At 37.8% G+C, this 13,901-nt stretch carries 15 protein-coding genes; 8 read left to right on the top strand and 7 right to left on the bottom strand.

What is annotated here, in order from left to right; genetic code table 11:
* On the top strand, positions 1-280 hold a 280-nt coding region (locus M899_RS11865), incomplete at its 5' end, for a hypothetical protein (protein ID WP_231370277.1).
* Here the strand turns inward: M899_RS11865 and M899_RS11860 are convergent.
* A complete protein-coding gene (locus M899_RS11860) occupies positions 281-1,228 on the bottom strand; it encodes an isopenicillin N synthase family dioxygenase (RefSeq protein ID WP_021271654.1) in 948 nt (315 codons plus the stop codon).
* 263 nt (positions 1,229-1,491) lie between these two features.
* On the opposite strand from M899_RS11860, the gene M899_RS11855 reads away from it, so the two are divergent.
* Entirely contained in the window at positions 1,492-2,070 is a 579-nt protein-coding gene (locus M899_RS11855; protein ID WP_021271651.1) for a hypothetical protein, read from the top strand.
* A 254-nt stretch (positions 2,071-2,324) separates the two neighbouring features.
* On the top strand, positions 2,325-3,593 hold the full coding sequence (locus M899_RS11850) for a hypothetical protein (protein ID WP_231370276.1): 1,269 nt from the start codon (positions 2,325-2,327) through the stop codon (positions 3,591-3,593).
* Here M899_RS11850 and M899_RS11845 read toward each other — a convergent pair.
* From M899_RS11845 to glpX, 4 genes are read right to left on the bottom strand one after another with little or no spacing between them, the layout of a single operon-like run.
* Positions 3,590-4,297: a YggS family pyridoxal phosphate-dependent enzyme gene (locus M899_RS11845; protein WP_021271659.1), complete on the bottom strand. Its 708-nt coding sequence runs from the start codon at positions 4,295-4,297 to the stop codon at positions 3,590-3,592. The genes M899_RS11850 and M899_RS11845 overlap by 4 nt on opposite strands.
* 5 nt (positions 4,298-4,302) lie before the next feature.
* Positions 4,303-4,629 (bottom strand): hypothetical protein, encoded by a 327-nt coding sequence (locus M899_RS11840; RefSeq protein ID WP_021271669.1) that lies wholly within the window; start codon positions 4,627-4,629, stop codon positions 4,303-4,305.
* A gap of 9 nt (positions 4,630-4,638) precedes the next feature.
* The gene (locus M899_RS11835; RefSeq protein ID WP_021271597.1) at positions 4,639-5,064 is read right to left on the bottom strand and encodes a type II toxin-antitoxin system RatA family toxin; all 426 of its coding nucleotides are present in this window, start codon (positions 5,062-5,064) and stop codon (positions 4,639-4,641) included.
* 9 nt (positions 5,065-5,073) lie between these two features.
* Positions 5,074-6,027: a class II fructose-bisphosphatase gene (glpX, locus tag M899_RS11830; RefSeq protein WP_021271616.1), complete on the bottom strand. Its 954-nt coding sequence runs from the start codon at positions 6,025-6,027 to the stop codon at positions 5,074-5,076.
* A gap of 150 nt (positions 6,028-6,177) precedes the next feature.
* Between glpX and M899_RS11825 the strand changes: the two genes are divergently transcribed.
* Positions 6,178-6,621: a hypothetical protein gene (locus M899_RS11825; RefSeq protein WP_021271590.1), complete on the top strand. Its 444-nt coding sequence runs from the start codon at positions 6,178-6,180 to the stop codon at positions 6,619-6,621.
* Positions 6,622-6,637: 16 nt separating this feature from the next.
* Here M899_RS11825 and M899_RS11820 read toward each other — a convergent pair whose 3' ends face one another.
* The gene (locus M899_RS11820) at positions 6,638-7,372 is read right to left on the bottom strand and encodes a PilZ domain-containing protein (protein WP_021271598.1); all 735 of its coding nucleotides are present in this window, start codon (positions 7,370-7,372) and stop codon (positions 6,638-6,640) included.
* Between the two features lie 166 nt (positions 7,373-7,538).
* Between M899_RS11820 and pgsA the strand changes: the two genes are divergently transcribed.
* From pgsA to panD, 3 genes are read left to right on the top strand one after another with little or no spacing between them, the layout of a single operon-like run.
* Complete coding sequence (pgsA, locus tag M899_RS11815; RefSeq protein WP_021271601.1) at positions 7,539-8,204, top strand: CDP-diacylglycerol--glycerol-3-phosphate 3-phosphatidyltransferase; 666 nt, start codon at positions 7,539-7,541, stop codon at positions 8,202-8,204.
* Positions 8,185-9,390, top strand: coding sequence for a phosphoserine phosphatase SerB (gene serB / locus M899_RS11810; RefSeq protein WP_155897201.1), 1,206 nt, complete (start codon positions 8,185-8,187; stop codon positions 9,388-9,390). Before pgsA ends, serB begins: the two co-directional genes overlap by 20 nt.
* Positions 9,391-9,440: 50 nt before the next feature.
* Entirely contained in the window at positions 9,441-9,782 is a 342-nt protein-coding gene (gene panD / locus M899_RS11805; RefSeq protein WP_021271668.1) for an aspartate 1-decarboxylase, read from the top strand.
* Here the strand turns inward: panD and M899_RS11800 are convergent.
* The gene (locus M899_RS11800; protein WP_021271695.1) at positions 9,777-10,202 is read right to left on the bottom strand and encodes a hypothetical protein; all 426 of its coding nucleotides are present in this window, start codon (positions 10,200-10,202) and stop codon (positions 9,777-9,779) included. The two genes, panD and M899_RS11800, sit on opposite strands and share 6 nt — an antisense overlap.
* Before the next feature lie 289 nt (positions 10,203-10,491).
* On the opposite strand from M899_RS11800, the gene M899_RS11795 reads away from it, so the two are divergent.
* A complete protein-coding gene (locus M899_RS11795; protein WP_021271582.1) occupies positions 10,492-13,899 on the top strand; it encodes a hypothetical protein in 3,408 nt (1,135 codons plus the stop codon).
* Positions 13,900-13,901 lie beyond the last annotated feature (2 nt).

Below are 13,901 nucleotides of genomic sequence, written 5' to 3'. Positions count from 1 at the left end.
TCATTTTAGAAAAATGAAAAATTCTAATACTAATTTCTATGGTGGAGTTTCTGTAGGGATTGGTAAGTCGTCAACGGTTGTAGATGAAGAAGAAAAAAGTGGTAGCGCTTGGGTCCTTCCCTCTGTGAAGGTTGGCGCCCTGATGGAGCTCTCAAGAAGCTATTCCTTCCTAGTTGAAGGAGTGTTGGAATCAATCACTTCCAAAGAGAGCTTTAGCGATGGTAAGGCACAGGACAACAATATTGTCGCCGCAGGCCTAACCATCGGACTAAAATTCTAATTAGTACAGACCGATTTCCTTAAGCCTTTGAATCAAAAAATCCCCCGCTGTGATGTCTGGGTACTTGGCCCCTTCACCTACACATGAAGCAATACAGCTAAGAAGAGCGTTTGAGTGAGGATGCACAAAATAAGGCATTGAAAAGCGCTCACTACCATCATCCTTTGGGTTCACAACCCTGTGTGTTGTGGCCGGTAGAACTTCGTTTGTAATTCTACTCATCATATCTCCCGTATCCACAACAATTTGTCCCGGTGCTGATTGAACAGGTAGCCATGAACCATCTCTATCAAGAAGCTCAAGCCCTGAATCAGTAGCTCCTACTAGCATTGTAATTAAGTTGATATCTTCGTGTGCTGCTGCACGGATTGAGTTCTTTGTGTCCTCACCTTTTGTCGGTGGGTAGTGAATGGCACGAAGGATTGAATTTCCATCGTGAACCATATCAGCAAAAAAGTTCTTAGGAACATCAAGGCCAATACCGATGGCCTCTAAAAGGATATTGGCCGACTCATCCATAGAATTATAAAGATTCATAAAAGCATCTTTAAAGCCTGGAATTTCTGTTGGCCAAACGTTTTCTGGGTAAACACCTTTATATTGGCTTGTGGCCGCAAGTTCGCGACCAACGTGCCAAAATTCTTTTAAATCTGGATTAGCATTATCTTTAGCATGTTCAGTTTTGAAAGGAGTGTAACCTCTTTGACCACCGTTATTACCGCAATACATTTTCTTTGTTTCAATTGGTAGGGCGTAGAATTCTTTTAGAAGAGAATAGGCGTCATCCACTTTTTTCTGATCAACAGTGTGATCTGTAAGGACGATAAAGCCATAGTCTTTTAGACCAGAGTAAAGGTTATTTACAAACGTAACTTTGTCGTTCGTCGATCCATTAATGTAGCTCATCAAGCTAAGTTCAGGAACTTTTCTCAGTGTGTCGTTTGCCATTGTATTTCCCCTTATTATTGTTTTAAATTCTATACAGGGTGCACAATATTCAACATGTATACCCAAGTCAAACCTAATAATCTCTATAAATCTGACTTTAAGTAAATTTTACTATGTATTATTAGGTAGTTAATGGCCAGTTATCCAATAATTGGCTAGTGATCATATAAATGTAATTAATACTAGATGGTCATTTTGCTGTGGCGCAACATCAGATATTCTCCTACACTCACCAAACTAAATCATTTTATAAGGTGGTCTTCATGAAGAGTTTAATGAGTCTAATTCTTTTGGGTACAATGTTTAATTCTTTTGCCTCTGATGTAAAAATCGCAAAACTATTTGATGGTGGTGCTCGTTATTGCCAATCAAAGTCGGATCTTTCTCGTGCGGATGAAATTTCATACAAGATCTATTCTCCTAAAATTGAAAGATCAGAAGATATCGTAAACGTTAATTTCCTTCTAAGTGCTGTGAAATGTAATATGCAAGAAGATGGCTCAGTTGCATTTGAAAATGTTAGAGTTGATCAAGCAAGCTCAATTTCATACAACGGTGTTGATACAGTTCTTATTACAAGAAATAATTTCAAAATCAGAGCTTATACAGATGAAGGTGCTCTTTTATTTGAAAAAGAAATCTTCGCTATTAAGGCAACTGAAGAGGTTATTGACATGGACCTTGCAAATGACACAATTGCAAGAACTACAGTTAATAATGGAAATACTCAATACAACTCATATGTAAACGTTGATATCGTTTTTAGTGAGAAAAGAGAACTTGGTGATTACTCTTCTGAAAGAGAAGTGACTGCAAGTGCTTTTAGAGTACTAATGAAATAAGAGGGTTCTAGATTAAAACTCTTTTAATATTCCTATTTTTTACACTTATCACATCGGCCCACGCTGAAGAAGATTCTTGGTGGGCCGTTTCAAAAGAAGATGTCGTTAATAAGACATGTGCGAAAAAAGATATTGAACTTGAAGATGTCCTAAAATATCTCGACTCTCAAAAATCACATAAAAAAGAAACACGAACAATACTAGGACATGTCTTTAAAAATGAAGACACTACCCTTCTCGATCTCTTTGCCACTTTGATGACTAAAAGAGATTTACTTAATAGAGACCGCCAAGATGCGATACAAATTGATCTGTCAAAAAATGATCAAATCAAAGATTGTCATGATGTTCGCTGTGCTCTAGACAATCTTTTCGTTGAAGGAAATGGTGTCTTCCACGCCTATATCCTTAGTAAATATGGATACAATACTTCACACTATCCAAAAGATATTGCGAAAGAATTTAGTAAAAAAGATCTCTCAGTTGTCATTCGTGCCCTAGAATCTCAACCAAGCTTTTATCAAAAAATGTATGCTAACAAGCAGCTTATTTTGGTAGACGAAGAAAAGGTAAGTATTAAAAAAGGAACAATTGCCAATGCCACAATAGAAATCTTCAGTGCATGGCAAGAGTATGATGAGCATATGAAAGAGTATATCGTCTTTCACGAACTTGCACACAATATGTCAGCGAAATTTGAAATCCATAAGAACTGGCGCTGGGATCAGTTCTCAGGTTGGGAAAAAGAAGGCAAGCGCTGGAATCTCAATCATCCAGAAAGAGTTATTTCTGAATATGGTAAGGCCTCTCAATCTGAAGAATTTGCCGAGAGCGTTTCTTCATATCGCTACTCACCCCAGAAACTGAAAGATCTAGACCCGAAGAAATATCAGTTTATAAAAAATGCCGTTTTCTATGGTGTCGAATTCTTAGAAGAAAAGAACTGTGATTCTGTGACTCAGTTCAAAGTCATTAATGAAACTTTAAACAATGTTCAACTCACAAGTGAAGTCGTGGCGACGGCCACGCAAAATAACAAATGTACAATAGAGCACTTTCGCTACTTCTTTGATGACAAATCAAGAATTAATGAAATCAATGAGTGTGTAGCAAAAAACGCATTAATGAATTATTTTGATAGAAATGAAAATCTGGCAATGGGCCTTCTTTATGAAAACTTAGAAAATTATAGCAAATATTTAAACTTTCAAGTCCCTTCAAAACCAGAAATCTATAATGATAGAAATGAGATTATTAGAGATATAATGATTGATAACACTGATCTATTCTTTACTCGTTTCAAAGAAGAGTATTTGCGATTTAGTGATGGTGGTGGTTGCTACTCAATTTTTGGAAGCTTGAGCACGACCCTAAAGCCTGTGACGTCACTATTCTATGATTATGAGTACGCTGGTTATTTAGAGAGCTCTATTAAGAAATTTTGCCATTATAATTATTCTCTTTTAAAAGAGGATAAAGATAAGTTCTATTTAAAGTATCTAGAGAGTAGACCTAAGCATTAGTCCTTATAAATTTTTGACCCTACTCGTATAAAGTCAGAACCTAGATTTATAGCAATATCATAATCACTACTCATGCCCATAGAGAGCATTAAATCTACTGAAAAATCACCTTCCAAATGTTTCTTAAAATCCACAAGTTTAGAAAAACATTCCTTAGCACTTGTTCTCACATCATCGGTGCGAATTTTACCCATGGTCATAAGACCTTTGAGTTTTAATTTATCAGTATCTTTTTGAAGACAAAAATTAACCGCTTCAGTTAATTCATCATAAGTTTCAAATCCAGACTTTTCGTCTTCGAAAGAAGTATTCACTTGCAAAAAATAGCCAATCGGAGCATGGTCAATGCCAACAGATTTAGCATGAAGAAGCTCTAATAATTTTTTCGAATGAATACTGTGAATGAAATTTAAATGAGGAACAGTAAGAAGTTTTGCCATTTTGTTAGATTGAAGATGTCCAATAAAATGCCAACGAATATTCTTCAACCCTTTGTCCATGGCCAAATTGGCCTTCTCTAAAAGTTCGGCCACACGATTTTCACCGAAATCGCGATGACCGACATCATAACTCAATTCAATATCAGAAAAAGGTGAATACTTAGTAACAGCGACAAGATGAACATCTTTGGTCGTGCTCTTATGAGAGTCGATCTCGTTATAAACCTCTTGAAATTGAGATTTAAGCTGCGCCTTTCTGTCCATTAGGATTACTCTGAGTCTTTTGGATTTTTCTTTGTGAATTTAAACTTAGCTTCGACTTGAATATCGTATTTATCAATCAAATCTTCCACAAGCTTACTCGGATCAACCTTAGACATTTGCTTAGATAGTTCTTCTCTAATAGATTTAGAAAAATCTTCTTTGGCCGTCTTCGCATTTTGAGTAAGCCCATTGATAATATCTTTTGGAAGAGGCAAATCAGCGAGGATACCTTTGACAGATTCTTCAGTCATAAAAGCGGCCCCAATTCCAATTGAAACAACTTTTTTGATTACATCAGAAATACCACTGTCTTTTTTATTATCCTCGCTCATACTCACCTCTTAAGCTTCTTTAGCTCTTTTATTATAAGACTTCATCATTGCAGGCAAAGAGCTTTCTGTTAGTTTGTTAACGATTGCTCCAGGAACGAAACCTTTTACATCTACTTCAAGAGAGTATGTGACTTCAGTTGTTCCATTACCATTGTCTTTTAAATCCCATGAACCATTATTTAATTTAAATAGATCACCTGATTCAAAAGTCCAGCTAACACGATTTGGTTTTTCGTGCTTTAGCTTTAGGATATAAGAAAATTTCTTAATGAGATTCAGAGAATATTTTACCCTTGCCCCCGCTTCGTTTTGTTCAAGAACTTCAATAGAGCTCACGCCATCAACGAACTCTGGGTAAGATTTATAATTAACGATAACATCGTATATTTTATCAATAGCAACATCAAATGTTTCTGTTCTTTGTGCCTTTGCCATAACTAATCCTTAGTAACGTGGTTTTGTATCAAAGTGGTGTTCAGCTTCAATATGGCGAATCGTTCCCGACTGACTTCTCATAACAAGTGAGTGAGTGATAGCTCCCCAAGGCTTGAATTGAACTCCTCTTAGGAAACTTCCAGATGTAACACCTGTCGCAACAAACATAACGTGACCAGAAGCAAGCTCTTCGATAGAGAATACTTTGTTCATGTCTTTAATACCCATTTTTAGGGCCCTTTCAACTTCTTCTTCATTTCTTGGCTTTAAAACACCTTGAAAGTCCCCGCCCATACAACGAAGAGCAGCAGCAGCGATGACACCCTCAGGAGCACCACCGATACCAAAAAGAATATCAACACCAGAATTTGGGTTACAACAAGCGATAGCAGCAGATACGTCTCCATCACCAATTAACTGTATACGAGCGCCAGCACGTCTTACTTCTTCAATAAGATCTTTGTGACGAGGACGATCAAGAATTACGGCCGTTAGATCTTGAACGCGACATTTTTTTGCTTCAGCTAGACGACGAAGGTTTTCAGAAGCTGAATCATTGATATTAATACAGCCCTTACCTTCCTTACCTACAGCAATTTTTTGCATATATGTATCAGGAGCATTTAAAAGACATCCCTTCTCTGCAATGGCCATTACTGAAATAGAGTTGTAACCACCAACAGCACAAACTGTCGTACCTTCTAGCGGATCAAGCGCAATTTCAAGTTCAGGACCGTTACCAGAACCTACTTTTTCACCAATATAAAGCATTGGCGCTTCGTCTCTTTCACCTTCACCGATAACTACTGTGGCATCACAGTCTACAGAATCGAGCATTGCTCTCATGGCATCAACAGCTGCCTGGTCAGCGGCCTTCTCATCGCCTCTTCCCATTAAACGAGCAGAAGCAATAGCGGCCATCTCAGTTACGCGGACAAATTCCAAAGCTAAATTGCGGTTCATAAAACCATCCTTTTTATCTAGATAAATTGCGAAAAATATTCAAAATCAGTATACGTCTCTGATGACCTATCGAAAAGGGAGAAAGCAAAAAAAGTTGCTTTTAATGCCCCGCTATAGTATCCCCTAACAAAATCATAAAAGAGGAAATCAATGAAAGCTTTAATTCTTATGCTAACACTTTGCACAAGCACATGGGCCCAAAGTGATCTGCGCCAAATGGTCGCACGCTTTGAAGGTCTAACGGGAACAGGTTATGTGACGAAGGCCGATTTTGAAGATCAAAATAAAGGTGAGTGTTTTTTACAAGTGGATGATGGCAAAACATATTCTACATTTTGGCTTAAATTTAAGCGTGATTATGGTTACTTTGTTTTTTCAAATATGATCGACAGTATCAAAGAAAAGCGTGGGGAGACTGTTGTCACTTACCAGGCCACAGAAGATTTTGGCGGACAAATTTGTGGAAAGTGGGCACCTGCAAAAAAAGTTGTCTCGCGCATGATTCTCTCAGAAGATTCAATCACACTTGAAAGAACATATCGATGCCCTTATTTTATTTTCAAATCAACAGATCGTTGGATCTGTAAATTCTAAAAGACAATTAGAGGGCCTATTTGGCCCCTAATTTCATAAGAATAAATTCTTTAACTTCAGCTGTTAAATAATGTCCAGGAACGTTTTCAACAACCTTCGTTGCAAAGGAGAGCTTGTCTTTATCGAATCCTTCATCAATTTGAAAAACACACTCATCTTCTTGAAATAGAGGTGTGTCCAAATCTCTTTTAGAAAGAACGCGACCAGACTTTAGTCCTTTACCATCTTCCCATTCAATAAAGTTTTCCATTGTGATAACTTGAAATTTAGAAAGTTCGTGATCAGTGTGACTCCAGACAAACACTTCAAAAGGTCCATCTGCTCTTAACCAATAACGAAGATTGGCCGGTAGCTCAATACCCATATGTCCACCGTGGATTGGACGCATACAACTGATGGCATTTTCCACAGAAAGAAATTTCTTTAACGCCATTGAAAAAGTATCATTGAGTTCAAACTTTACACCAAGGCGCTGTTCGTTAATCCACTTAACAGTGCCCTTAACATTGATCGTTGCCCCTTTCCAGTGAACTGTGCCAGAGAGTTGAGAGTCTGTAGTATAATTATGGGCACCAAATTTAAGAAGCATTTGCATACCAGTATAAGAAATGTCGACAACTTCAAAAACATGATCTGTTTGCGCATCGCTTGCGTCACTTTTGAAAGTCAAAAAACTAAAAGGAAAGCGTGGGAAAATTCTTTTTTCCGTTGGCAATGTTTCGTTTTTAATTAAGTTTAAATGTCTTTCCATGTCAAAATTTCCTTTTTTACAGTACTTGGCAGCACAACTTTTACCCTATTAGGATAATACGAGATGCGCCCTGCCTTATAGAGGGAAAATTCGGTCAAAGTTTAACTTCACAAATGCCACCAACAAGCGCAAAATATTATAAACTCAATCAAAAAGAGGACTACTCATGTCAACTAATGACCACGAATGGGAAATCGATAACCTTCCCAATCGCCTCACTATATTTCGCATGATTCTTATCCCGATTATTATCGGGGCCCTATTTATCTGCTCTACAGATTTACTCGTTCCCTATCATAAAACTCTTGGTTATGTTGCTGCTTGGACTTTTGTTGTGGCATCGATTACAGATTTTTTTGATGGTTATATTGCCCGTAAAAGAAAAATTGTAACAGTATTTGGCTCTTTCCTAGATCCAATCGCTGACAAATTTCTCGTAGTCTCTAGTCTTATTCTTCTCGAAGCATTGGGACGCGTACACTCAATTATTGTTGTTATTCTTGTGTTGCGTGAAATGTATATTACAAGTTTAAGACTTCTAGCGACTGAAAGAGGACTGAGTGTTCCCGTTGGAAGTTTAGGTAAATGGAAAACAACTTTCCAAATGCTCGCCATTCCTTTTCTTATGGCCAATGACCATCCATTCGGTATCCCGATGCCGATCATTGGAACGATTTTTATTTTCCTGGCATCGTTTTTTAGCTTATACTCGGCCTTAGAGTACTCAAGTTCTACTATAAAGAAACTTGCCTCTGCTAGAAAACAAACTAAGCTTGCAAAGAAAGAAAAAGTTGCAGCAAAAGTGATGGAAAGTGAACAAAACGATGAATGAAAAAAAAATACTTTTTACAGTAAGTGGTGGTGACCACCCTGGTATTACAAGTGCGCTTATGAAAATCATTTCGCGCTCTAGTGTTCCAATTCTTGATATGGGACAGTCAGTAACCTACGGCCTCCTGTCCCTAAGCTTTGTCCTTTTGATTCAGGACACAGAACTTGAAGATAAAGACGATCACGTCATTAAAGACCTTCTTTTTCAATGCCACAAGATGGGCCTCAAGCTCTCGTACAAAATTCTTTCACCAGAAGATGACAAGCATGCAAGCTATGGGGAAAAGTTTATATTAAATTGTGTTTCAACTGAACCCATCACATCACATTTTGTCCGTGATGTCGCAAGTCTTCTGGCCGATAGAAATATCAATATCCATCGCATTGATCGCGTTTCACCAAAAGACTTTTCATCGTTAGAAATTTTGACGACTGTTCCAAAATCAATTGATTGGAATGAAACAAAATCTGAACTTTTAAAAATTAGTACTGATCATCAAATTGATGTGGCCTTTTTGAAAGACAATATTTTTAGAAGAAGCAAAAGACTTATTGTTTTTGATATGGATTCAACTCTTATTCAAGCAGAAGTCATTGATGAGATGGGTAAAGTTCATGGGGTTGGTGAGCAAATTGCTGAAGTCACAGAAAAGGCCATGAATGGTGAAATTGACTTCAATGAGGCCCTAAAAGAGCGCGTCTCAAAACTGAAGGGACTTGAAGTTGAGAAGATGAAAGAAATTCTCGACACTCTTCCCCTCACTCCGGGAGTAGAAGAATTTATCGCCACAATTAAATCCCTTGGATATAAAGTTGCGGTGATCTCAGGTGGGTTTAGCTTCTTTGCTAATGCCTTAAAAGACAAGCTCGGTCTCGACTACGCCTTTGCCAATGAATTAAAAATTATTGATGGAAAACTGACTGGCGAATTAGAGGGAACGATCGTTAATGCTGAACAGAAGGCCATGTTAACAAAACTTATTGCCCAGCAAGAGGGTATCAATATGGAACAAGTCGTGGCCATCGGTGATGGGGCCAATGATCTGCCGATGCTCGCTGCAGCAGGTCTAGGAATAGCCTTCCATGCTAAGGAAATTGTTAAAAAGAAGGCCTCACAACATATGTCTCACGGACCAATGACTTCAATTCTCTACTTCCTTGGAATTCCTGGGCCAGTCGTAGAATAAAGTTCAGAAAGTATTGCCAAAAAAAAGCGAAGGGGCCATAATCGGCCCCCATGAGAGAACTATTACAAAGTAAAATTCACAAGGCCACTGTAACTCAAGCTGATGTTAGCTACGTTGGAAGTGTCACAATTGATCAAGACCTTCTTGATAAATGTGATCTTTGGGTTGGTCAAAAAGTTTTGATCGTAAGTAATACATCAGGCGCCCGTCTTGAAACTTACGTCATTGCTGGGGCCCGTGGAAGTGGTGTTATTTGTATCAACGGCGCGGCCGCTCACCTTATTAAAAAAGGCGAAGAAGTTATCATCATTGGTTTTGAATTTTCTGAAAAACTAGTTGAACCAAAATGTATTTTGGTTGATGGCGATAATAGATTTGTTCGTTATCTATAGATTCATTTTTTCACGACATCGCGCTGGTAACTTACTGGCGCTCTCTTTGAGACATTGCTGATAGACTTCAGATTGTTTTTGTAAATAAGCGTTTAATTTTTTGGTATCTTTAAGTAGTGCTGGATCAAGCGCATTCATCTTACTCTTTTCTTCACAACCTGTATTTTTCAAAAATTCCATACACTCATATACTGGTTCTTTTTTAGAGATCTCATCTTGTTCACGCATAATATTGAAGCAGTCACTGCCAACACCTTGTTTGAAATCCACATTGCGAGACATTTCAGTGAAAGAACAGTCTTTAAGGCCTTTTTCTTTACAATAGGATTCTATTTTAGAAAAACAGCCATATACATCTTTGTCAGCGGCAAAAGTAAAAGGACCTACACTAAAGGCCAATGTCAAAAGGAGTGTTTTCATAAACTCACCTGTTACGTTCAATTTCCTATCTCTATTGAAACAGCTTTTCGTCTTAAATCAAAGATCCCTTAAAAAAATCAACTCATTTTCACTACTTATAAGCACTTGGCCTCATTTCACTAGCGCCTCAGGTTGTTGGCAAAAGAATTAAAGAAAATTGCTATGATTCACGATAAGTAACTAAGGGAAATTACAGAGTTTATTAAATGTTTTACGTCATTGAACTTAACAGTGAAGGCCCCAATAGCGCCGTTCATTTACAATGACTGTATATAAGGTAGAGGTCTTTATGAAAGATTTCATTAAAAAGTTACATTGTTTATTTATCACCACATGTTTGTTGTTTGCTTCAAACACAATGGTTATGGCCCAGGATAATATTGAGTACAATCAACAACTCAATTCTGACCGTATCGAAAATGCTGTTGATAATAACAAAGAGAATATTGAAAGGGCAAACCACGGCCTTGAACAGCTTAGAGTGATAAAACTAGAAGCTGGAAAAAATGTTTTGGATCAGTGGAATAAATTAAGCGAACAAGAAAGAGATGCTCTCTATCAAGAAACAGAATCAATTATCAAAACGAGTGGCTGTGATGCCCTAAGTGTTGAAGCTGAGAAAATTAAAAAAGATAAAGAGCTCTTTGAGCAAAGACTGGCCAATCAAAACTATAATGCTGAAACAGGACTCTTTAACCCAATTGAAAATCTGAGACTAGAACTTGATAGAAGAACTGGCGTGATGCAATCAGCGACTTCTGGAATTGGACCTCTTGCTCAGGATCAAGGAAGTATCATTAAGAAGCGCGAAGAAATGCAAAAAGAGCTGCAGCAAAAAGAACAAGAACTTCCTAAAAAAGAAAAAGATTATGAAGATGCTAAAGACTCACTTGCCTCTTGCTATAACGATGACAGTGGAAGCTATTCTCGTTGTAATAATGAAGAGAGACGAAAAAGAGAGCAAAGAGTAGCTGAAACCAAAAAGATCTATGAAGATCATATGGCCCGTATCAACTTCTTAAAAAATCGTATTTGGTCAATTGTTAACGTCGATGGTCGTCAAGCAACGGCCGGGGCAACTGCGGCCGTAAGTAAGGCCAATGCAAGAGGAGCAGAGGCCGAGCAAGTATACGAACAAATGATTAAAGAAATCACTCGTCAAACAAAAGAAAATGAACAGGCCCTAATCGATGCCATGAAGCGCTTAGAAGAAGCAAAAGAAAGATCGGCCAAGGAACTAGCGAATCTACAATTATCTAATAACGCAGATTTTAGACTTTGGGATCAAATTAAAAACTCTTACGGTGGAACAAGTGACTTTGATAAGAACAATCAAAAAAGAACAGAAAACGATATTGATGTTCTAGCAATGTCGAGTTCGGCCCTAAGTTCACTTCGTTGTGAAGATGTTTCTGATGTTAAAACTAAGTCATACAATCTTTTTAGAGCAGCTTCGGCCAACTATATGGCCGCACTCATTAATGAGAGAACTGAGTTTACACGTGTTAATCAAGGATGTTTTTTAGCTTGTGTAAGTATTGATGATCTAAAGCTCGATCAAAAAGATGGTTCAAAGCAATACCCTGCTTTTGCTAAAAAAGACTTCGGTACAACAAATCCAAATTGTAAAACATTTGAAGGCAAAGATGGAATGCTTGTCAACGATCCAAATCCAGATGATGACAAAGATGAACAAATTAAATCATTCGAGCGTGTGGCAAATGCTCAACATCAACTCGTAACAAATATTGAACTGAAAAAAGCACACAGAGAAGATGGTAAGAAGATGTTCCAAGATGCATTTAATGCTGCAATGATGGAATACACGACAAAAGTCTCTCGTGTTGCAGCCGCAAACGCCCAACTTCAAAGAGCAAAAGCATGGCAAAAGAAAGCTGAAAATTCAATTATCATCTATGTGGCCATTGTTGCAGGTCTAGCAGGTTGTGCTTGGGGTCCATGTGCAGGTGCATTTGCGGTGGCCGTTGCATTGTTGATGTGGCACCGAGGGGATAAATCAAAGGCCGATCAAGACGTTGCCAAATGGGAAGAAAAATTAAAGCACGCGAAGCTTCACGGTCATCTTGCTTGTAATTATCCAGGGGAAGTTGTTGACGATATCCCAGAAGTTAAAGGAAATAATGAACTTAATCTTTTCTTAGATGAAAATACTCCACTCATCTATCCTTATAGCGAGCTTTTACCTCTTACAAGTTCACCGCCTCCAATGAAAGGTGAAAAACAAATTACTAAAAAAGAAGATATGGCCGCTCACATGAGAAAGGTTGAAGGGCTAAAAAAGAAATATGATAACAATGCTCTTTTCTATCAAGAAGTTGAAAAAGATAGTGAAAGTATAGGTTTAAATCAAGGAACAAAATCGTTTCAAGATTATTTGAAAAAGAAACTTGGAGCATGGAGACTTCAATCATTCAACGCGAGTAAAATGATTGATTATTCTAAAGTAACTTTTACAACAGACCACCTTAATCCAATGTACCAAAACAATGAACTTGAGTACCGCTGGAATGATTCAAATTATATGAAGTCTGGTCAAAAGATGATTGTACAAAATACAGGTTACCCAGCTCCAGAGACGAGAATTGTCTATATGCAGGCCGTGATTAATCTACTAAATGGAAATCTTGATAATTTAGGAGATGCTCTTGCCATGTCGAAGATCTATGCGAACCAATACGCACAACTACTTTCGCGTGCTAGAAATCACTTAACTATGGATATGCAAGGTCTTGAACAAGACACTTCAAAACTCGATCAGTTCAATAAAAACGGCTGTCTAAAACAAAGTGAAAATGGAGAATTTGTACAAGACCCGACATGTGCTTGTCGCGAAACAAATTCTTGTTCGAAATACACTGCTGAAGGTTTTGGTTTTAAAGCTCCGTATATGAACCTTAATAGTAAAAATATTAAAAAGAAAGAGTATGCCCTAGACTCTGGAAGCTCTACAGAAAGTGCGAACACTGAGGGGCTAGAATTAGCAGGAAGTAAAAATGCTCTTGGGGGTCCAAGAACAACTCAGTTAAAACTGGATACATCTAATAGAACGCGTTTTAAAAGTGTTGGCGGTTCTGACGATGGTAGCAATGGAATTTTTGGAAAAAATGGCGCCAATGGAATTAATGGTGCTAATGCAAATGGTAGTGCCAACGGTTCGGGCCCAGGTAGTGGAAATGGCCTTAACCTTAATAATGAAAATGGAACTGGCGATAAAGTTCGTTATGTCATAGGAAATAATGAAAACAACGGGAAAAAAGATGGTAAAACAAGCGATACCAACACTGTTGCTGCAAGCTCACCTTCTTTGACACCTTCACAGGCCATTCAACTTGAAAGTTCTAAGCAAAAGGCCCTTGCTAGAAAGAAAAATGGCGAAGTTAATTCAATTGATTTCAGTCAATTTAACAATTCAAGCTTCGCTGATGTCCAAGGTGACTACATTGAAAAAGATGGTCAAAAATTTATCGCAAAGAAAAATAGTGATGGAACAATCTCTTACTACACAGAACAAGGTGTTTTAGTATCAAATCCAAATGACTACCAAAATCTTGATGCTAAATATAAGGACTATAAGTATATTCACCCTACCCGTGGACCTTCACTATTTAACATCGTGAGTCGTCGCTACAAAAATACGGCCTTTAAAATCTTCTTCCCTAAAGACGAGGCCCAGTAGTA

Origin of the sequence: Bacteriovorax sp. BSW11_IV (assembly GCF_000447755.1) — a bacterium.
Classification (GTDB): Bacteria; Bdellovibrionota; Bacteriovoracia; order Bacteriovoracales; family Bacteriovoracaceae; genus BSW11-IV.
Note: the sequence above shows the minus strand (reverse complement) of the source record. Positions and strands in the feature narration are given on the sequence as shown.

Bases quoted from the DNA above. Each gene is read 5' to 3' on its own strand.
- panD (WP_021271668.1), top strand. From the start codon at position 9,441: ATGAGAGAACTATTACAAAGTAAAATTCACAAGGCCACTGTAACTCAA.
- M899_RS11835 (WP_021271597.1), bottom strand. From the start codon at position 5,064: ATGGCAAAGGCACAAAGAACAGAAACATTTGATGTTGCTATTGATAAA.
- M899_RS11845 (WP_021271659.1), bottom strand. From the start codon at position 4,297: ATGGACAGAAAGGCGCAGCTTAAATCTCAATTTCAAGAGGTTTATAAC.
- M899_RS11840 (WP_021271669.1), bottom strand. From the start codon at position 4,629: ATGAGCGAGGATAATAAAAAAGACAGTGGTATTTCTGATGTAATCAAA.
- M899_RS11860 (WP_021271654.1), bottom strand. From the start codon at position 1,228: ATGGCAAACGACACACTGAGAAAAGTTCCTGAACTTAGCTTGATGAGC.
- glpX (WP_021271616.1), bottom strand. From the start codon at position 6,027: ATGAACCGCAATTTAGCTTTGGAATTTGTCCGCGTAACTGAGATGGCC.
- M899_RS11820 (WP_021271598.1), bottom strand. From the start codon at position 7,372: ATGGAAAGACATTTAAACTTAATTAAAAACGAAACATTGCCAACGGAA.
- M899_RS11800 (WP_021271695.1), bottom strand. From the start codon at position 10,202: ATGAAAACACTCCTTTTGACATTGGCCTTTAGTGTAGGTCCTTTTACT.
- M899_RS11795 (WP_021271582.1), top strand. From the start codon at position 10,492: ATGAAAGATTTCATTAAAAAGTTACATTGTTTATTTATCACCACATGT.
- pgsA (WP_021271601.1), top strand. From the start codon at position 7,539: ATGTCAACTAATGACCACGAATGGGAAATCGATAACCTTCCCAATCGC.
- M899_RS11855 (WP_021271651.1), top strand. From the start codon at position 1,492: ATGAAGAGTTTAATGAGTCTAATTCTTTTGGGTACAATGTTTAATTCT.
- M899_RS11825 (WP_021271590.1), top strand. From the start codon at position 6,178: ATGAAAGCTTTAATTCTTATGCTAACACTTTGCACAAGCACATGGGCC.